Here is an 18,959-nt window from a genome sequence, read left to right as displayed (position 1 = left end):
TCCACTATCCGACATCATCGAACAACCCATGACGACACACCCGGCATCGATTACCTTCCACCCCGCCAAGGCGGAAGATACGCCAGCCTTCATCGCATTGCGCGGCAAGACGCGGCAAAACGCCATTCCCGAGGAACGCCTGGCGGAAGTGGGCATCACGGCAGAGTCCTGGGCGGAAATGATGCGCTCGGGCAGCCTGCCTGGCCAGGTCTGCCATCACGACGGGCAATTGGTCGGCTACTGTTTTGGCGAGCGCGACACGGGCGAAATCATCGTCCTGGCCCTGCTGCCCGCATTCGAAGGCTTAGGCATCGGCAAGACCTTGCTGGAACGGGTGATGGCGGAACTGCGCGCGCAAGGCCACCAACGACTGTTCCTCGGCTGCTCCAGCGACCCCGCTTCGCGCTCCTACGGCTTTTACCGCTACCTGGGCTGGACGGCGACGGGCGAAACGGACAAGTATGGCGACGACGTGCTGGAGTTCATACTCAACTGACAGCAGGAGCGCCGTCATGGCGCTTGCATTTTCCTTCAGCCATCCATGGCGTCCGTCATAGCGATTACGGCGTATTGGCGACAGCTATCGCGCTGTCATCAAAAAACGCCTGTTGACAATTTCCGTTACACGTAAATTGCCAGCAAGACAACAGCTTTGAATCACGGGTTTCCCTCCTGAAGCGGCATGCTCTCTCATGCCCACCACCTCGCTGCCTCGCGATGAGCGCGCCTCATTCCATTCATCATCTGCAAAAAAACGGAAATTTCAGCATCGCCGATCTGTAAAGAAAATATTTACTGTTGTAAATAAGAGCAACAGTGCTAGATAAAATTGACATTTCCTACATGGAAATGTTTTTATGTGTCTGCTAGGTAAAATGAATATCACATTTTACAAAAAATGACTGCACTTGAACGGTCAAACTAGATCGGGTTGACAGGCGCGCGCCTATCGCAATGCGCTTGTTTCAACAGTTTTTCGCATAAAACGGGTCCTGAGAATGACTCGTACGGAGAAATGAATTGACTAAGAAGTTTGTTCTGAAGCGCAGCGTCGTCGCTGTCGCATTGACACTGTCCTCATCCCATGTGGCGTTTGCCCAGGAAGTACCGGCAGAGCCGGCACTGCAAAAAGTCCTGGTGACCGGTTCGAACATCAAGCGCACGGAAAAAGAAGGCTCCTCGCCTATCCAGACCTTGAATGCCAAACAGATTGCCGCTACCGGCGCCAATACTGTGGCCGAACTGTTGCACTCGATTCCAGCTTTCGGCTCGGGCTCGTCGGTGGACGTGACCGATGGCGGCTTCGCCCGCGGTGCGGCAACCGCCTCCATGCGTGGCCTGGGTTCGTCTTCCACCCTGATTTTGCTCAATGGCCGCCGCATCACCGCATCCGCGTATGCCGACCCGAACCAGGGAAAATCGGCCGTCTATGACTTGAACAGCATCCCCGTGTCGGCGATCGAACGCGTTGAAGTGTTCAAGGATGGCGCATCGGCCGTGTATGGTTCCGACGCCATCGCCGGCGTAGTCAACTTCATCACCAAAACCAAGTACACGGGCGCCGAAATGAGCGCCAGCATCAGCGCCAACGACGACGGCGAATTTGCCCGCAAGAGCGCCAGCGGCATCTTCGGCTTTGGCAAGGACCGATTCAATGCCTTCGTCAGCTTTGACGTAGCCAAGCGCGACAGCACCATCATCAAGAACGAAAAGGACGTCGAGAGAGGCATGTATGCCGACATCAACGGCCGCCTGAACCCGTTCTCCAGCAGTCTGACCACGTCGCCTTTCTTCTACGCTGAGACAGTGCCAGGCACGAAGAAATTCGCTACCACCTACGCCCAGCGCGCACAAATCGTCAATCGCCTGGACTGCCCTACGTCGCAGCAAATTACCGGCAACATGGCGACGCACAACATGCTGGCAAGCGACCCGCTGGTGGGCCGCACCTTCTGCAACTTCAACATCGACGATTACGCCGAAGTGCAAAGCGCCGGCAAGGACGCCAACGTCCTGTCGCGCGCCACGTTCGAAATCAACCAGGACATGACGGCCTTTGCCGAAGCCGGCTACAGCCGTTCCGAGCGCACCTATCTGCGCGTGCCGACGGCCTTCCGCAGTACGGCTTCGACCACCGTGTATCAACTCAACGGCGCACCGCAGCAGTTCCAGATGATCTTGCCGGTAGGTCATCCTGACAATCCGTTTCCGACGCAGCGCGCCGCGGTCGGCTACCGCGTGAGCGCCCCTGGCGGCGCTGTCAATCTGAACGAAACCTATCGCTTGCTCGCTGGCGTGCGCGGCACGGCTGGTGCGTGGGACTGGGAAACGGCCGTGCTGTGGAACCGTGCCGAGCGCACCGAAAACTGGAACGGCATGCTGTACCGCCCGACCCTCGAAAAAGTCATGACGCAAAACTGGACCCTGGCGCAGGTCAATGCCGATCCTAGCGTCACGCGCGACCTGGAAAACCGCGGCTATGCCCAGGTAACGCAAGTCGACGCCAAGGCCAGTACCGCATTTGGCCAGTTGGCCGGCGGCCAGATTGGCGTGGCATTCGGCGCCGAATTCCGTCAAGAAAAAATCGGTCTGACTCCGGACATGGCGACGCAGCGCGGCGACATCATTGGCTTGGCCAACTCGTCGGCCGATGGCCGCCGCAATGTCAGCTCGACCTTCATCGAAGTACGCACGCCGTTTGCGAAATACTTTGAAATGGACTTCGCCGGCCGTTACGACAAATACCCTAACCTGAAGGGCAACTTCGTGCCGAAAGTCGGCGCCAAGTGGACCATCAGCGACCGCGTGGCCGTGCGCAGCACCTATGCCGAAGGCTTCCGCGCACCTGCGCTGACCCAGGTTTCGCCCGGCGGCGTGCAGTCGTTCAGCAACGTGGTCGACCCGCTGCGCTGCCCGGACGGCGTTCACCCTGCCTCCGGCGCCGACATCAGCGATTGCAAGAAAGGCATTTCCAGCCTGTCCGCGGCCACGCCTGATCTGCGTCCTGAAACATCGAAGAGCTACTCGCTGGGTCTGATCCTGGCCCCAACCAAGGAAATCGACGTGCTGGTCGATTACTACCGCATCAAGAAAGTGGATGAAACCGCCTTGTTTAGTGCGCAGTACATGGTTGATCGTCAAGACCGCTACCCTGGCAGCGTCATACGCGACAACAATCCGGCCAATCTGGTGACCGATGCCAACGGCAATGTGGTGCCTAACTCCGGTCCGATTTCCCAGGTCAACCGTTCGTATGTGAACCAGGGTAGCACCGAAGTGCAGGGCATCGATTTCGAAGTGGCGTACCGCAAATCGCTGGGCGATCTGGGCCGTCTGACCGCAAACCTGAACTGGAGCTATCTGATGAGCTTCAAGCGCGCCGAGCGCCCGGGCGAAGTGGCAACCGATACCTCCGGCTCGAATGGCGGCCTGTCCGACTATGCGACCTCGGTCGGCGACAATCCGAAGAACCGCAGCAACCTGTCCGTCAACTGGACCCGTGGCGACCACTCCCTGACGACGTCGGTAGATTTCGTCGGTCCCGTATCGTTGCTGCGCCGTAGCGACAACGACGTGGTCTACGAGAAACCATACTGCCAGTACGGCGTCGGTCAACCGAAGTCGGCATATGGGCTGAGCGGCTTGCCGAAGTACAGCAACTACATCAGCAGCTGCGACGTGAAGAGCTGGACGACGACCAATATGGCGTACTCCTACACGGGCTTCAAGGATCTGACCTTGTCGTTCAATATCAAGAACGTGTTTGATATCAAGGCGCCATACGATCCACGTTACCCAGTGGAAGGTTTCAATCCACAGCTGCACAATGGTCAAGGCCGCTACTTCCGCATCAGCGCCAACTACCACTTCATGTAATCACCTGCTGCCGGCGTGATGGTGCGCCGATAGCCAAGGGCTGAGTCCTGTCTTCCACAGGGTTCAGCCCTTTTTCTTTCAGACGGGGGATGCCCATGGTTCACCCAGGCACTTAGCCCGGCCTTGGCGCGCTCAATATGTAATGAGCGTAGCGCACAGGCGATGCGCCGATTGTCGTGCTTCGCGGAGGAAAGCGAAGAGTGGGCGGTTTCAGCCGCCGACAAGCAGTTTGCCGCCTTGCCACCATCGGCTTATGGCGTCTTCTTGTCCGCGTCCTTTTCCTTGTCAGCCGCCGCCAGCCCCCAGTCATTCCAGCCTTCGCCAAACAGCTCGCCCGCATTCGAAGGCTTAGGCATCGGCAAGACCTTGCTGGAACGGGTGATGGCGGAACTGCGCGCGCAAGGCCACCAACGACTGTTCCTCGGCTGCTCCAGCGACCCCGCCTCGCGCTCCTACGGCTTTTACCGCTACCTGGGCTGGACGGCGACGGGCGAGACGGACAAGTATGGCGACGACGTGCTGGAGTTTCGCTTTACGGCCTAGACGCTCAATCGGCTGGCATCCCACACGCGCATCAACTGGCTGATCGCGCCGTCAAACACGGCGTAGCCTACCCCATCGCGGGCCTCGATCGCCACGCCCGATAAAAAACTGTCGAAGACGGACGCCAGCGCCGCGGCATTCGTAGCAGCGGGCAATTCACCGCTGGCCATGGCCCGCTCGACGCAGCGCATGAAGCCGGCGCGCGTGCGGGCACGCGAAGCCGTAAGAGGTACGGCCACGGCCGCGTGTTCGGCCGTCGGCGCGCTCATGCAGCCGAGCGCCACCATGCAGCCGGGAGGATGTCCCGCATCGGACTGCATGCGGGCCGACTGGCGCAAGGCCAGCTCGATGGCTGCGCGCGGCGCCAGGCCATCGTCCCACAGGCACTCCGTCACGCGGGCGAACGTGTCCAGATAGCATTGCGCCGCTTCGCGGAACAGCGCTTCCTTCGACCCGAACGCCGCATAAAAACTGGGCGCGGAAATGCCGCCGCCCAGACTGGCCTTGAGCTGGCTCAAGGACGTCGATTCATACCCTTGCTGCCAGAATAAAAACATGGCCTGTTCCACCGCCGCCTGCCGGTCGAACGTGCGCGGCCGTCCCATTTGCGCCATCCATCGCTCCTGTTCATCTGCTGATACGCCACTTACATACTACTCGATACAGAAGTCATTGACAACGCGATGCGCCATCACCTATATTTATACCGATCGATACATATATGCCGCAACGACAGTCAGGAGCACTGCTGCGCCTGTCCACTTTACAAGGATGTTTGCCGTGAATCACGCTACGCTTACCACCGGAACCAGCCCAGCGCTGGCCGACCGCCTCCCCGTTGCCGGCCTGCTGGCCCTGGCCATGACGGGCTTTATCTGCATCGTCACGGAAACCTTGCCCGCCGGCTTGCTGCCACAGATTAGCGCGGGGCTGGGCGTCAGCGCCGCGCTGGCCGGGCAAATGGTGACGGCCTACGCGCTCGGCTCCCTGCTGGCGGCCATTCCGCTCACCATCGCCACACGCGGCTGGCGCCGCCGCAACGTGCTGCTGCTGACCATCATCGGCTTTCTCGTGTTCAATACCGTCACGGCCCTGTCTTCCCACTACTGGCTGACCCTGGCGGCCCGCTTCTTTGCCGGCATGGCGGCCGGGCTGGCGTGGAGCTTGCTCGCCGGCTACGCGCGGCGCATGGTGGCACCGCACCAGCAAGGCCGTGCCCTGGCGCTGGCCATGGTGGGCGCGCCCGTCGCCCTGTCCCTGGGCGTGCCGCTGGGCACCTTGCTCGGCTCGCTCGTCGGCTGGCGCGCCGCATTCTGGATCATTTCTGGCCTGACATTGATCCTGATCGCCTGGGTACTGGCCAAGGTGCCCGACTACCCTGGCCAGTCCATCCACGAGCGCCTGCCCCTGCGCCGCGTCTTCACGACGCCGGGCGTGCGCCCCGTGCTGGCCGTCGTCATCGCCTGGATGCTGGCGCACAACATTCTCTACACCTACATCGCCCCGTTCGTGGCGCCGGCCGGATTGACGCAGCGAATCGACCTGGTCCTGCTCGTCTTCGGCACCGCCGCCATGGCCGGCATCTGGCTCACAGGCAAATTGGTCGAGCACCACTTGCGCACCACCGTGCTGGCCAGCCTGGCCGTGTTCGCCACGACGGCTCTCGTGCTGGGTGTCGCATCGCACATCCCCACCATGATCTACCTGGGCATGGCCGTCTGGGGCTTGTCCTTTGGCGGCGCCGCAACGCTGTTGCAGACAGCGCTGGCCGACACGGCCGGCAGCGGTGCCGACGTGGCCTTGTCGATGAATGTGGTGGCATGGAATGGCGCCATTGCGGCTGCCGGCGTAGTGGGCGGCGCCCTGCTGGAAACCTGGGGCGCGGACGCTTTCCCGTGGGCCATGGTCAGCTTGCTGCTGCTGGCATTCGTGATCACCTGGTCGGCCCGCGCGCACGGCTTCCGGCCGGGACGGCGCAGCGGCGGTGCGCCCATGGCCGGGCATTGAGAAGACGCTATTGAATAGCTGCCGGTACACTCAGAATGCGGGGAACGTAACCCGCATGCGCGAGGAAATCGACGACGGCGGCATGCGACAGCGCCACCGTGGCCGTGTTGCGCAGCGGATGAGCTTGCACTGAGTCAGCTTCCCACACGGCCTGGTCCAGCACCAGTTCCACCGCCTGCGCGCTATCGTGGATCAGCGCAAACAGGCTGACGGCCCCTGGCGTGATGCCCAGGTGCTGCAGCAGGCGTTCAGGCGAAGCCATGCTCAGCTTGCTGGCCGGCAGCAAGCGTCCCAGCGCCGCCAGGTCGATACGCTTGTCGAAAGGCACGATGATGAGAAAATGCCGCCGGCCTTTCTCATCGTGCACGAACAGATTCTTCACCATCAGGCCAGGCATGGGCGGCACGTGGATCAGTGCTTCGGCGATGGTATGCACGGCCGGGTGTTCGACGAATGGGCAATCGCCGGCATGGCTTTCCAGCCAGCGGAACAAGGTTTCTTGCATGGACATTTCCTCGGCGCGGATGCGATGGGAAATTGTAGCGGGTCGCAGCACGGTTCGCTTGCGATCACTGTTCAGATTTTGTCTCCGCCTCCTCCTTGTCGGCGGCAGCCAGGCCCCAGTCATTCCAGCCTTCCCCAAACAGCTCGATCGGATGCTGCGTGCGCTCGGAACCATTGCCACAACGCATGGCGTCCGGCGGACAATACTTGTCGCAGCCCCAGCAGATGCGCTCGGGGTTCTTGGGATTCAGGGGAAAGGGCTTTGCCATGGGGGGACGCAGTCGGTTGAAGTCTTCTTGTTGACTCTAGACCTGGCGCGAGGGGCGGTCAAACGAATTCCAGTGAGGAATTTGTCCGAGGTCAATTCTGTACAAATGGGTGACCGCCTGTACCGCGAGCGGGAGGCGGCGCCAGGGGCGCCATGATGCAAACAAGCACATCGCCGGCATGTCCATCCAGTTATTTTGGCGCCCCCAATCTGTTAAAATAGTTAAAAATTTTAATGATCAAATCATGAATAAATCGAATCTTTCAAATACAAGGAATGTGCTTAGCAAATGAAAGCCATTATATTCTGCACCAGCTTTATAAAAGATGCCCCATCATGGGAAGGTCGGTATCAGCGGTGGCTCGATTACTACGAAGATATTCCTATCAATGCGGCAAAGAAGATAATGATCGATGATGGATCGCCATTCCTTCCACCCGCAGACATTATCAACACAGTTTCCCATAACGCTCCGTTGGCATCGAATGACGATAAAAACCTCATCATTCGTTTCGACAACAATCTGGGACGACAAAGCGGGGCCGACTACCCTGGCTGGTGGCGCAGCTTTCTCCACTCCGTCAAGGTGGCAAATGAATTAGGCGTGGATAAAATCATCCATATCGAATCGGACGCCTATATCATGACACCGCGCCTGGTAAAGTTTATCAATGAAATCGAATCAGGCTGGAACGTCCTGTGGTCGCCGCGCTATCGTTTCCCGGAAACCGCCATTCAAGTTATCTGCAGGGATCAATTCGAAATTTTCGAGAAATTCAAGGACAATCATCCCGATTATTCTTTCCCGGACATTGCGGAAAGACTGCTTCCCTTCACCGCCGTGCACAAGCAGTTCAAAGGCGACCGCTACAGCGATTTCACGAAAAACAGATGGATATTCCGCTCCAAAAAATTCAACAAGATTCCCATCTTTAAACATGTATATTTCTGGGAAACGATACCACCGGATGCGGATTTTGTTACGCAGGGTATTGGCCGTCAGGAATTTGTATATCGACGGGGTGAAGCGGCTTGATTTTACGAGGGTGGGGAATGCCGATTTGGATTGTAAATATGTTGCTAGCGTCACGATGGAATAAACGCGTGTGCACCGCCCTTGTCGGCTTTCTTTCCGCCGGTGCCGCATCGGCACTCGCTGCCACGCTTGACGAGGATCGCACACGCGGTGACATACATGGCTTGTTCGAGATCAGGGAGGCCGCAGTAAAATTCATGGCTGCCGAGAATTCCAAAAATGGAACAAGCTGGCAGGTATTGGAGCCAAACCGGAAGATTCTGGTGGCGAAATGCGCGGTAGCTTTGCGGGTGAAATGGGTTCCGAAGAGCCATGGTCTGTCTGGACCGAATGTTGCGGTAAGTTGCGACAAGACTGTAAAGCCCACTCCACAACATAAATGGGAAGTCTTTGTGCCGGTCGACAAGGGGCCGGTCGCGCGTAAATGATCAGGTCACGATTGAAGGGACGGACCGATGCGCTGGGTGCCGTGAAAGCTGGCTCAGTCGAAATCTGATTAGATAATCGAATGCGCGCCCACGGCGCGCGAAGCCGCCGCGCGGCGGCAATGGCCTGGCCAGGTTCAGCATTATCAGAGCGAAGCTTGGCCAGGGACGAAGCTACAGTACTTTGTTGGGTGGCACTACTCTGCCGTAGTCGGGTCAATCACTGAGATGACTTCCGACACGCGGTTTGCAGGGAAGCCGCCTTGCTGCGCATGTTCGCGAACGAGCTCTTCGTTTGCAGCGATGTAAACACAGTAGATTTTATCGCCGGTAACATAACTTTGAACCCATTGAATTTGCGGTCCCATCTTGTTCAATACACTGCATGACTTCTGCGAAATGGCTTGAAGTTCTTGCTCTGACAACTTTCCAGCCCCGGGAATATCACGCTCAATAACGTACTTTGGCATAGCAGTCTCCTTTGAGGTTTTCGGGCGAGCACAAGGCTCGCTGCAGTGGCATGTATTAGTTATACACTACGCTGGCGGGTCGGTGTTGTTGGAATTGCCATGAAATGTCGATGAGCGTGATGGGTTGGTAGGCTCGGTCCTTCGAATCTCACGCGCAGGGCGCCGCCCTGCTCGCTTCCGACAGGCAATAAAAAAACCGCCCGAAGGCGGTTTCTTTATTTCCTGGCAGAAGCGGTGTAACGCGAATAGCTAGTTTTTATGCAGTTTTTACGAATAATTTAACAATCGTACCTACGCACAGACATCGCCACAAAAATCCTCGCACTTCTCCTATGCACAATAGTTACTTACAGCTGATACAGGGCATGCGCGCATGATCTCGATCAGATACTGATCAAGTTATGCGTCGACAGCGGCCCGAAGGGCAGCGAGGCCAGCGGTCCACCGACGTCCAGCGCGCCGAGGTCAATCGGGAAGAATCCGGCGACTTCCATGATACTGCGCACCTCGGCCTTTGCGGCAGCATCATCGCCAGAGTAAAACAATACGCGCTTGCCACCTGCCTTCTCCGGCTCCTTCAGCACATTGACGTCGTTATGATTGAATGCTTTGACGACCCGTGCACCAGGAACGAATTGCTGGATAATCTGGCTCGAATGCTTTCCGCCAAGATCAACCGCCTTGATCCCATATGCTGCGAGAGGATTGTTCGCGTCGTTCGCATCCGGCGACGTTGCGGGATCGAAGAACTCCACCGGGTTAGTGCCGTCGATCACGATGCGACCGCTCCACGCTGGCAGGCTACCCAGTACTTTCTCTGCATCGACCCAGCGGACCGCAATTAGTACCATGTCGGCGCTTGCGGCCTCTTCCACTGTACCGGCCTTAATAGATGGCCCCAACTCCTCAACCAGGTCAGCAAGCGAGGTTGGTCCACGGCTGTTAGAGATGGTGGCAGATATCCCTTTTTTTGCAAGAATGCGAGCGAAGTTGGAGCCGAGAGCGCCCGAGCCAATGATGCCGATAGTCATGATTTTTCCTTTAAAATTAAATGAATCAACTGTTTGTTGAGTTGAATTTTAGGGCCTTGGCGTTTATGGCGTTAGTATCAATCAGCTATAATCAGTTTCAATTATTGCTTGAAGGTGAAATCGTGGAAACTCTGGCCAATCTGGAGTCATTCGTCCGCAGTGCCGAGAGCGGTAGCTTTTCTGCTGCAGCACGCCGGCTGGGCCTGACGCCAGCAGCAGTGAGTCGGAACGTCGCGCTTCTTGAACGGAACCTTGGCGTACGACTTTTCCAGCGTAGCACCCGTGGCCTGACGCTGAGTGAAGCGGGTGAACGTTTTCGGCAATCAGTACAGAATGGTCTCGACAGCATCCAAGGTGCAATTGCCGACATCAAGGTCAATGCCGGGCAACCGGCTGGCGTGTTGAAGTTGAGCGCGGCACCTGGATTCGGCATGGATTATCTGTTACCTCTCATGCCGGCGTTTCTCGAAAGATATCCGGGCGTAACTCCCGATTGGGTTTTCGATAGCCGTCCGCTGGACCTGATCGCAGGCGGCTTTGATGCGGCAGTCGGCGCCGGTTTTGAGCTACCGCCCGGTATGGTGGCGCGCGAATTGGCGCGAATACATTTGATTGCGGTGGTATCGCCAGCACTACTACAGGGCAAGCGCCGTCCGAAAGACCCTTCTGAACTTGCCGAGTTTCCCAGTGTGGTGATACGTTCTCCATTGACTGGTCGCATGCGGACGCAAGCCATGCGCAATAACACTGGCATCGAAGTCACGGCAAAACAGCAACCAGTAATGCTGGTCAACGATCCGGATGCACTCAGTCGCGCCGTGGTACTAGGCCTTGGCGTCGGGTTAATACCAGTTCCACACGCCGCTCCACATCTGAAAAGTGGTGCGCTGGTGCGATTACTGCCAAATTGGTATGGGGATGTCGGGGCGGTCTCGTTGTATTTCACCAGTCAGAAACTGTTGCCGGCTAAGACGCGCGCCTTTATCGATTTTGTTGTCGAGGCATTTCGTGTCCAGAATTTGCCGCAAACCTTCTCTGCTAAATAGCCCACCCTTGATATCGGGCCACTCTCGTCGGACCCAAAGCCTGGTTACGCCACGAGCTGACGCATATTGCCGATTATTCCCCGAAAGCACCCAGAAATTCCTGGAAAAATTGTTTCCAGTCCTGCCAGCGGAGAAGTACTGGGAACGGAAGGCAACATAATGACAACCTCGTTTCTAGACTCTTGAGTTCGTTTTAAAAAGTAGGCCCGCTTATTCGCGGGGCTTTTCCTTTACAATTGGAGCCAAGCATGCTTATGTTTATTGCGAGCCGGGGTCAGATCCGCTATTCGGACACGAACTGATCCATTGGCGCCGTAGACACTGGCTCAGCCGAAAAGCGGATTGGAACCACGAACGCGCGCCTGCGGCGCGCGGAGCTGCCGCGCAGCGGCAGCAGGTGGAAGATTCGTGGCGGGCTGGGCCGGTAGGCCCAGCCCTTCGAATCTCACACGCAGGGTGCCGCCCTGCTCGCTTCCGCCAGGCAATAAAAAACCGCCCGAAGGCGGTTTCTTTATTTCCTGGCGGAAGCGGTGTAATGCAAATATCTAGGTTTTATAAAGCTTTCAAGCCACCATACTTCAACCGTACCTACCATACTACCTACACATAAAGATCGCTACAAAAAGTCTTTGTATACCTGCACCAGCCATCATCACCAGGCGACATGCTGCAGCTCAACTACGGCAGCGCGGTCGCCGGCTGCCAGGTCATCGTGCTGATCGATCAATCACAGCGGCTGGCTGACTGGGCATCATCAGGCACCCAATACTTCCTTGCCAAGGAGGATGAAGAACCATCAGCAATAATCTCCCCAACCGCCGACTCGGAAAGAGACTGATATACATTAATCAGCATTTCGGAATCTAGCATGCATTAAACCGAAACGGCATGCCATTGCATAATTTCTTTCCAAACAGCAATTAGGTACCTATGCAACAGTATTTTCAGTACAAAAATATTCTTTTTTTGTGCAATATTAATAATATGTGTTTTTATTTTAGCAACTATCTGAAATTTATGCCCGTATAGTAGAAACGGGCTATCTAAGTGAAAGTAGCGATATAAAAATATAACATTGATAACTGTTAGTATTGGTGATAATTTGTCATCGCAGCATGGTTTTTTGAAACATTAATTGCTTTTCAGGGGAGATCAAGATGAAACTAAAGTCACTCATCGCAGTGGCAGTACTGAGCGCTGCTTCCATCGGTAGCGCCAGCGCTACCGCCTACACCGTCAACCTCGTTAACACCACCGGCAATCTGTGGACCAGCGGCTTCAGCGCCGTGCCCAGCCCGCTCGGCGACTTCACCGATACCTTCACGTTCACACCGAACGCGACCTTCGGTTCCACCGCGCAAGCCTTCCTGGCCAACCTGTCCGTCACGGGTTCGGACAGTTCCTCCATCCAGTTCACCAGCGCCGACCTGAACGGCATTGGACTGACCGGCTTTGGCGGCCCCACCGTCTTTGGCTATGCCCAAGGTGAGATACTCGCACCAACGAGCATCCTGTTCAATGGACCGTTGGTCTTGACCGTGATGGGCAATACCAAGGGCGGCAGCTATGGCGGCGTCTTCAACCTGAACCTGGCTCCTGTTCCTGAACCGGAAACCTATGGCATGCTCTTGGCTGGCCTGGGCATACTGGGCTTCCTGGCACGGCGCCGGAAGCAATCTTGAGTGCTCCCCCAAAAAGACGCTGCGGCGTCTTTTTTCATATCTTCCAAACTGGATGCCAGGTTACTGGATTTACCGCTAGCACCAATACAGAAAATAAAAAAAGCCCCAAAGTTGGAGAAACTTTGGAGCTTTAACATAATATTACGTACGGGCTATTATTACTTTATAGATCACACGATGGATGATGTCAAGAAAGTACATATTACCAACAATTATCAAGCAAAATAGTTGCACAATACACACTTACAAGAATGGACGGGAGAAGCCTCCCTTTGATCCGCCCTCCTTCAACAGTTCCCGACCGTGCTGAATGGTAACGATCATGCAGCGGGCACCCGGCCACCTCCACGCGAGAGACGCTCTATCCGCTGCCGCTCCAAGATAACTCGCAAAATAACGGTAAGCATGGCAGCGATATGTGACGGCGCCTTCTCTTTTTGAAACTTCCCAGCAATCAACAACAACCTGCTTTGGACTTCGATCAAGTCGCAACTCGCAACATTCGCAGCAATAAGATCGCCAAGTTCTAGGCCGAGGGAACTGTAAAAATTTCGTTCAATATCGAATTTTTCAGTGTTCCCTGTTGAAAAAAGTAGATCTGAATTCATCCTGGCCTCCATATCAGCCGTAGCGGCGAAATGTTATGCAGCTCAAGGAACGGGCACACCGGATGCCGATGTCATAATGATAATACAAAACCTTGCAACCCGTTTGATTAAACTTGTACTTTAGGCATTATTGATGTTGATCTGGATCAAAGAGAATGTCCTTTTTTTGACTCAAATCGAGCACTACAATGCATACTCCTATCTGCATTTCGAAGGAAGAACGATATGCAATGTACGAATAAACACTGTTTACTCGGATATGAATTTTACGTATCGACAACACTATCCTTCGAACATTTACATCATGGTGTTATCGTCGTCATCAAGCGCGGCGATACGAATGAGTTGCTTGCCCAGCCGGTAACAATTGAGACCCCCAGCGCATTCAAGTCGATTCGAGCTGCTGAGATCGAAGCATCTGCCTATGCCCACGAGTTGATCTTACGTGGCGCCATGTTGGAAATTTTGGGACCAAGTTCTTCATGTAAAGCAGATGCATCCGCAGACGATAGTAGAGTGCGGAACCTGACCTCTAATCAAGTGGTCTAATAACTATTCATGCCAAAGAATTCTACAATATGTATCAAGTTTATCTATCGGCTGCAGATCGATATATTTACAACTGGACGGAAACTTTCACCCAAGATATGAGCGTTGCAGAAGCTGCATTTCGGGAGTTGATAGGGTATGATTTTCTGATCGGGCAACCCTATCAAGTCACTTTGCGATGCAACGAAAAATTACTAGCTTGTCACCGCTTTGACTGTCCAGCAGGTAGTGCAAATAACTGGACTGCACGTCCGCTCCCAGAGAGTACGGAATGCATCGAGTGAGGTCAAAACTACTCTCGCTCTCAAACACCAAAGTCCGGGTTCATTTTTTCACACGCGGCGGAAGTGGATCAGCTACAGCCACCAAGCCTTCCGCCGGGTACTGCCGGAACAAATCCTCTTCGCTCACAAGGGAACCATCGAGCCAGCCATGATACTGGTCCGGGTCGAGGATCATCACCATCCGTTTTTCGTCATGCGGCTTGTGGAAGCGCTGCATGAGCGGGTGCCCGTCTGCATTTATCGTCAGCATCGAGAACGACAACAGCAAATCTTGCGGCCGGAATTCCCATATCCCGGCGATGGCGGCTGGCATGCCATCGGCGCGCTCGATGCGCCAGCGGAGCGGTTTCCCTGTTTCGTAGCAAGGTTCGAAGAAGTTATCGGCAGGGATAATGCAGAACTGTTTGCGCTTCCAGGCATTGCGGAAGGATGGCTTCTGCGCCACCGTTTCGGTGCGGGCGTTATACGTCTGGCGCGCCAGCTTCATATCGGCCCAATGTGGCACCATCCCGAAACATGCTGGCGCGACTTCCAGCTCGCCGGGCACCTCGTGCGAGGCGCGAATGATCGGCGCCATGTAACCGGGCCAGGCTTCCGGCGGCAGATCAAATTGAGGGGAGCGGACAGCGAAATGCTGTTCGATTTGATCGCTACGGCTGGGGGTATAGTCGGCGCACATGCAATTTATTCTACCTGCCTTCTGGCACTGGCGGCGGCTCCGTCCCGACAAAACACAGCCAGGACTGCGCATAATCGCAAAATTGCATATCCACTTTACTGCGCTCAAACCCTGACAGCACCATGCGCCCGTCCCGATACCAGAGCAAATTCACATCGAACAGTGTGTCAACGTATTTGCCGCCCTCGCCGTAAGTGAAACGGGCCAGCTTCACCAACCGGTGCAAGCCCTGGTCTGTCGTTTCAACGACTTCCAACGTGCCGGGCCGTGCCGAGTTGTAGCGATCATGCAGCCGTCGCTTGGGCACCTCCACCCCAGCAAGGCGCATCTTTAACATTTTAACAATCATCATGACACCTAAATAAAATACTGTATATACATACAGTATATCAAGAGTTCTTGAGGCCGCAATACGCGGCCATGATGCGTCGGCGTGAAGATGAATGATCGTCAGCATAGAGGCGCCATACATAGCCCAGAGACGCGCCAGGATGCGGCGCAGCGCGAAAACAACCTCGTTCCCGCGTCACAACACCGCCCGCGCAAAAAACCGCTCAAAGTGCGTCAAAATGCGTCAAATCGCATGCCCCATCTTCGCCCCGCCGCGCCAGTCCTCATGCGCCTTCGGCCATGGCGCAAATTTGAGTCAAAAGAGCCCTATATAGCGGGCAGGTGTGGAGGGGGGACAACTGCGCGCGCCGGGCCGAAACGGGCCTTTTTCTTGCCTCTGAAGCAACATCATTCGTCAGGACGTGAAAAAGCCGCCTCATGGGCGGCTTGTGCGGTGGCTGGGGCGCTCTGGCGCGGCTGGGCTGTCGCGGCCCGGCCCTGCCGGTCAGCGCGGCGTGGCGGTCATGCTGGACGGCCAGCGCGCGCCTTCGCCGCCTGCTCCTTCTCGTAGTCGTCGCGGCAATCGACGTTGCAGAACGGCAAGCCCGGCGCCAGCGGCTCGTCGCAGTAGTGGCAGGCGCCGTGCGCCACCAGGGCGGGCCGTCCGCGCACGGCGGCCAGGCCGCGCGCCACCTCGGCGAAGATGATCTTGTCGGTGTTGTCGACGTGGTCGCTCATTGCGTTGTCTCCTTGCCCAGGCCCAAGTCATACGGCGCGAACTTCACCACTTCCACGCCGGCCCACTCGTTGATCGCTTCGAACTGCGCCTGCAGCGGCACCAGCTCGTTACGCGCGAAGACACGCGCGGCAGGCTCGACGGCGCCGAAGCCGCCGGCATTGTTCGGCAGGATGCCCATCAGCTGCGGCGGCACGCGGTGCGCGGCAAGCTGGTCGTCGCGCGTGACGCTCTTGATGTTGAAAAACTCGTCCTTGGCGGCAACGTCCGACACGGGCAGAATCTGGATACCGTCCTTCTTGCCGTTCGGCGCGTACATGAACAGGTTGCGGAAGTTGCCCGGCCCCTTGCTGTCACGCATGGCCTGGCGCAGGTTGTCCACGTCCTGCGTGTTCGCCGCCGCGTCCGTCATGTAAAACACGAAACCGGCGTGCGAACCGTTCTTGTAATACTTGCGGCGGAACAGGGTCGCCGCCTCGTTGAGCCAAGCCGATTGCAGCGCGCTCAGGTACTGCGGCACGCCGTACAGCTCCTGATTGACGTCCGGTTCCATCAGGTGAAACACGCGGCCCTTGTCGAACTGGTGCACGGCTTGGTAGCCGTTCACGAAGAAATACGTGTCCAGATCGACGCCGCGCCGCATGTACTTGGCCAGTGCGTGCTGGTACGCCAGCGCCTTGCCGCTACGGCTGGGGCGGTCTTCCAGATAGGCATTGCCGAAGGTCAGATAGTCCAGGGCCATGCGCTTGAAGCCATCGCGCGACAGGTACTTCGTTGGCATCAAGGTCGACGTCAGCACATTGGCCTTGAAGTGGATCGCGCTGCTGTGGTGCACGCCCGCGTTGAACGACTTGGCCAGGCCGGCCAGGTTGACGGGCGGCTCGTACCAGTGGCCGTTCTTCCAGCATTCGAAGCAGTCGAGAATGTCGGCATGCTCGAGCACGGGCGTCGGGTCGCCGAAGGAAAACGCCTCGATGCCGGCGGCGGCCGGCGCCGTGGCTACTGGTGATGGCGCGCCTTGGCCCTGCTGGCCGCGCGCGCGCAAGTGTCGTGCTTTTCTCAAGAATAAATCTCCATGAAAGAGTGGTGGTTGTCGGTGGTGCCTTCGAATGGCTCGTGATCGAGGGCGTGCATGCAGGCCCACGCCAGATCGGCGTGGCCGGTTTCGTCGCTGCGGCCGGCGACATAGGTCACGTGCCGCCCGCTTGGAGTCAGCGTCTTGTGGATCGCCATGAAGGACTGCGCGATGTCGGTCCAGCCGGCGTCGAATTCCAGCCGGCCCTTGCTGATGATGTTTTTGGCTTTCAAGACCATGCGGGTTTTGACTTCGGGCGAGTAGTTCAGCGCCGTAACGGCCGGGAAGAAGCCGCGCACGATGGGCAGCACGCCGATGCCCATGCCCGTGGTGTCGATGCCGATGTATTCGACGTTGTAGCGCTGCGTCATTTGGCGGATGGCGTCGGCGTGGTCTTCGAAACTCTGCCCGCGCCACTGGTGGCGCTCCAGGATGCGGAACTTGCCGCCGGCCGTCATCGGCGGCGCCAGCACCACGCAGCCGGCGCTGTCGCCGTTCAAGGCCGGGTCGTAGCCGATCCACACGGGCCGGTTGCCGAACGGGCGCAAGCCCAGCAAGGGCTTGTAGTCGTCCCACTCCACCCAGGAATCAACCATGCAGCGCTGCAGCTCGGCCAGCGGGAAGACCGAGGCCGAGTCGTCAATAAAATTGCACATCAGCAGGTTGTCGAACTGGTCGGGGCTGTATTCAAAGTTGCGCAGCTCGTCGATGTCGAACAGGTTGCAGCCGCCGCGCTCGGCATCCAGGATGGTGACGATCTGGCGCCATATCTTGTCCTCGCCCGTAAAACCCGACGACAGGCGGCCATGGCTCACATCGATGTTGACCTGATCGGCCTTGGCGCGGCGCTTGTTGAACAGTTCGCCCGTCCAGAACGGATAGGCCTGATGCGTGGTCGAGGATGGCGTTGAAAAGTAGGTCTTGCGCCACTTCTTGTGGATGGCCATGCCCGAGGCCACCTTGTTGAGTTCCTGGAAGTTCTGCGTCCAGAAGAATTCATCGAAGTAGAAATTGCCGTGGTAGCCCTGTGCCGTGCGCGCGTTGGTGCCCAGGAAATACAGGTGGGCGCCGTTCGGCAACACGATGGGGTCGCCCGTCAGCTCGATGCCGGCCGCCTCGCGCGCAAATTGCACGATGTATTGCTTGAAGACGTGGGCCTGGCTCTTGGACGCGGACAGGAAGATCTGATTGCGGCCCGTCGCCATGGCGTCGGCCAGCGCCTCGCGCGCGAAGTACCACGTGGCGCCGATCTGGCGGCTCTTGAGGATGGCGCGCGTGCGCTGGTCGCCGTTGCGATACCAGACCTTTTGATAGTCGAACAGCGAATCCTGGAAGGCGTCGAGCAGCTGGATTTTCTGTTCTTCGCTGAAGTCGTTGCGGGTCGGCTTCTTTTTTGGTGCGGCATTGCGGTTCGCCAGCTTGGGGTTGAGATCGACCTCGTTGCCGCCCGGCTGCTCATAGCGGCGCACGCGCGCCGCCTGCACGACAGCGCGCATCAGCAGATCGATTTCCTTGTAGTCGCTGCCGCTCTTGACCTCCTTTTCGATCAGTTTCACCAGGCGCAGCTCGGCCGCTGCCTCGACGTGCTCGATGGCCTGCGCCTTGTCCCACTCGTCGCGCGCTTTCCAGCTGTTGATCGTGCTGCGCTTGATTCCCAGGTGGCGGGCGATGGACGAAATGCGCCAGCCCTTCCAGTACAGGGCGCGCGCGGCGCGCCGTGGCTCGGATTCGGGCACGGCCAGTTCGGCGATTTTCTCGTCGGGGGTTTGTTCGCTTGTTTTCTCGATTGTCAGCATGCCGCCAGCGTAGG

At 57.2% G+C, this 18,959-nt stretch carries 21 protein-coding genes; 10 read left to right on the top strand and 11 right to left on the bottom strand.

Annotated elements, in window-relative coordinates:
* The first annotated feature begins 28 nt into the window (after positions 1 to 28).
* The 3 genes from BLU39_RS24405 (at position 29) to BLU39_RS29075 (ending at position 4,419) form a co-directional block, all read left to right on the top strand.
* Complete coding sequence (locus tag BLU39_RS24405; RefSeq protein ID WP_092718064.1) at positions 29 to 496, top strand: GNAT family N-acetyltransferase; 468 nt, start codon at positions 29 to 31, stop codon at positions 494 to 496.
* A gap of 524 nt (positions 497 to 1,020) precedes the next feature.
* Positions 1,021 to 3,876, top strand: a complete 2,856-nt coding sequence (locus BLU39_RS24400) for a TonB-dependent receptor plug domain-containing protein (RefSeq protein ID WP_092718061.1) — start codon at positions 1,021 to 1,023, stop codon at positions 3,874 to 3,876.
* A gap of 162 nt (positions 3,877 to 4,038) precedes the next feature.
* Positions 4,039 to 4,419 (top strand): GNAT family N-acetyltransferase, encoded by a 381-nt coding sequence (locus tag BLU39_RS29075; RefSeq protein ID WP_254789058.1) that lies wholly within the window; start codon positions 4,039 to 4,041, stop codon positions 4,417 to 4,419.
* Here the strand turns inward: BLU39_RS29075 and BLU39_RS24390 are convergent.
* Positions 4,416 to 5,033: a TetR/AcrR family transcriptional regulator gene (locus tag BLU39_RS24390; RefSeq protein WP_092718058.1), complete on the bottom strand. Its 618-nt coding sequence runs from the start codon at positions 5,031 to 5,033 to the stop codon at positions 4,416 to 4,418. The genes BLU39_RS29075 and BLU39_RS24390 overlap by 4 nt on opposite strands.
* A 247-nt stretch (positions 5,034 to 5,280) precedes the next feature.
* Between BLU39_RS24390 and BLU39_RS24385 the strand changes: the two genes are divergently transcribed.
* Entirely contained in the window at positions 5,281 to 6,426 is a 1,146-nt protein-coding gene (locus tag BLU39_RS24385) for an MFS transporter (RefSeq protein ID WP_217635111.1), read from the top strand.
* Positions 6,427 to 6,433: 7 nt separating this feature from the next.
* On the opposite strand, the gene BLU39_RS24380 is transcribed toward BLU39_RS24385, so the two are convergent.
* The gene (locus BLU39_RS24380) at positions 6,434 to 6,931 is read right to left on the bottom strand and encodes a prolyl-tRNA synthetase associated domain-containing protein (protein WP_175539405.1); all 498 of its coding nucleotides are present in this window, start codon (positions 6,929 to 6,931) and stop codon (positions 6,434 to 6,436) included.
* A 64-nt stretch (positions 6,932 to 6,995) separates the two neighbouring features.
* On the bottom strand, positions 6,996 to 7,199 hold the full coding sequence (locus tag BLU39_RS24375; protein ID WP_092718231.1) for a DUF3079 domain-containing protein: 204 nt from the start codon (positions 7,197 to 7,199) through the stop codon (positions 6,996 to 6,998).
* Positions 7,200 to 7,487: 288 nt separating this feature from the next.
* Between BLU39_RS24375 and BLU39_RS28400 the strand changes: the two genes are divergently transcribed.
* Entirely contained in the window at positions 7,488 to 8,234 is a 747-nt protein-coding gene (locus BLU39_RS28400) for a hypothetical protein (RefSeq protein WP_139178478.1), read from the top strand.
* A gap of 68 nt (positions 8,235 to 8,302) precedes the next feature.
* A complete protein-coding gene (locus BLU39_RS28395) occupies positions 8,303 to 8,662 on the top strand; it encodes a hypothetical protein (RefSeq protein ID WP_139178476.1) in 360 nt (119 codons plus the stop codon).
* 194 nt (positions 8,663 to 8,856) lie between these two features.
* Here the strand turns inward: BLU39_RS28395 and BLU39_RS24365 are convergent, their stop codons facing one another.
* Positions 8,857 to 9,129 (bottom strand): DUF4242 domain-containing protein, encoded by a 273-nt coding sequence (locus tag BLU39_RS24365; protein ID WP_092718045.1) that lies wholly within the window; start codon positions 9,127 to 9,129, stop codon positions 8,857 to 8,859.
* A gap of 383 nt (positions 9,130 to 9,512) precedes the next feature.
* Complete coding sequence (locus tag BLU39_RS24360) at positions 9,513 to 10,160, bottom strand: NADPH-dependent F420 reductase (RefSeq protein ID WP_092718042.1); 648 nt, start codon at positions 10,158 to 10,160, stop codon at positions 9,513 to 9,515.
* A 122-nt stretch (positions 10,161 to 10,282) separates the two neighbouring features.
* Between BLU39_RS24360 and BLU39_RS24355 the strand changes: the two genes are divergently transcribed.
* The 3 genes from BLU39_RS24355 (at position 10,283) to BLU39_RS28810 (ending at position 12,888) form a co-directional block, all read left to right on the top strand.
* The gene (locus tag BLU39_RS24355; RefSeq protein WP_092718228.1) at positions 10,283 to 11,206 is read left to right on the top strand and encodes a LysR family transcriptional regulator; all 924 of its coding nucleotides are present in this window, start codon (positions 10,283 to 10,285) and stop codon (positions 11,204 to 11,206) included.
* A gap of 664 nt (positions 11,207 to 11,870) precedes the next feature.
* Complete coding sequence (locus BLU39_RS28730; protein WP_175539404.1) at positions 11,871 to 12,044, top strand: hypothetical protein; 174 nt, start codon at positions 11,871 to 11,873, stop codon at positions 12,042 to 12,044.
* Between the two features lie 319 nt (positions 12,045 to 12,363).
* The gene (locus BLU39_RS28810; protein ID WP_217635109.1) at positions 12,364 to 12,888 is read left to right on the top strand and encodes an FxDxF family PEP-CTERM protein; all 525 of its coding nucleotides are present in this window, start codon (positions 12,364 to 12,366) and stop codon (positions 12,886 to 12,888) included.
* A gap of 320 nt (positions 12,889 to 13,208) precedes the next feature.
* Here BLU39_RS28810 and BLU39_RS24345 read toward each other — a convergent pair whose 3' ends face one another.
* Positions 13,209 to 13,496, bottom strand: coding sequence for a hypothetical protein (locus BLU39_RS24345; RefSeq protein WP_139178473.1), 288 nt, complete (start codon positions 13,494 to 13,496; stop codon positions 13,209 to 13,211).
* Between the two features lie 225 nt (positions 13,497 to 13,721).
* Here BLU39_RS24345 and BLU39_RS28390 point away from each other — a divergent pair, with 225 nt between their 5' ends.
* Complete coding sequence (locus BLU39_RS28390) at positions 13,722 to 14,045, top strand: hypothetical protein (RefSeq protein ID WP_139178471.1); 324 nt, start codon at positions 13,722 to 13,724, stop codon at positions 14,043 to 14,045.
* A gap of 324 nt (positions 14,046 to 14,369) precedes the next feature.
* Here the strand turns inward: BLU39_RS28390 and BLU39_RS24340 are convergent, their stop codons facing one another.
* The 5 genes from BLU39_RS24340 to BLU39_RS24320 all read right to left on the bottom strand — a co-directional run bounded on the left by BLU39_RS24340 (position 14,370) and on the right by BLU39_RS24320 (position 18,945).
* Complete coding sequence (locus BLU39_RS24340) at positions 14,370 to 15,008, bottom strand: SOS response-associated peptidase (RefSeq protein ID WP_092718037.1); 639 nt, start codon at positions 15,006 to 15,008, stop codon at positions 14,370 to 14,372.
* A gap of 10 nt (positions 15,009 to 15,018) precedes the next feature.
* Positions 15,019 to 15,465 carry a hypothetical protein gene (locus BLU39_RS24335; protein WP_139178470.1) on the bottom strand — a complete coding sequence of 149 codons (447 nt, stop codon included), beginning with the start codon at positions 15,463 to 15,465 and terminating at the stop codon, positions 15,019 to 15,021.
* Between the two features lie 395 nt (positions 15,466 to 15,860).
* Entirely contained in the window at positions 15,861 to 16,076 is a 216-nt protein-coding gene (locus tag BLU39_RS24330) for a hypothetical protein (protein ID WP_086144206.1), read from the bottom strand.
* Complete coding sequence (locus tag BLU39_RS24325) at positions 16,073 to 17,119, bottom strand: phage portal protein (protein ID WP_254789062.1); 1,047 nt, start codon at positions 17,117 to 17,119, stop codon at positions 16,073 to 16,075. Before BLU39_RS24325 ends, BLU39_RS24330 begins: the two co-directional genes overlap by 4 nt.
* 14 nt (positions 17,120 to 17,133) lie before the next feature.
* Positions 17,134 to 18,945, bottom strand: a complete 1,812-nt coding sequence (locus BLU39_RS24320; protein WP_092718226.1) for a terminase ATPase subunit family protein — start codon at positions 18,943 to 18,945, stop codon at positions 17,134 to 17,136.
* Positions 18,946 to 18,959: the final 14 nt, after the last annotated feature.

The organism is Janthinobacterium sp. OK676, assembly GCF_900103595.1.
Lineage (GTDB): Bacteria > Pseudomonadota > Gammaproteobacteria > Burkholderiales > Burkholderiaceae_D > Janthinobacterium.
Note: the sequence above shows the minus strand (reverse complement) of the source record. Positions and strands in the feature narration are given on the sequence as shown.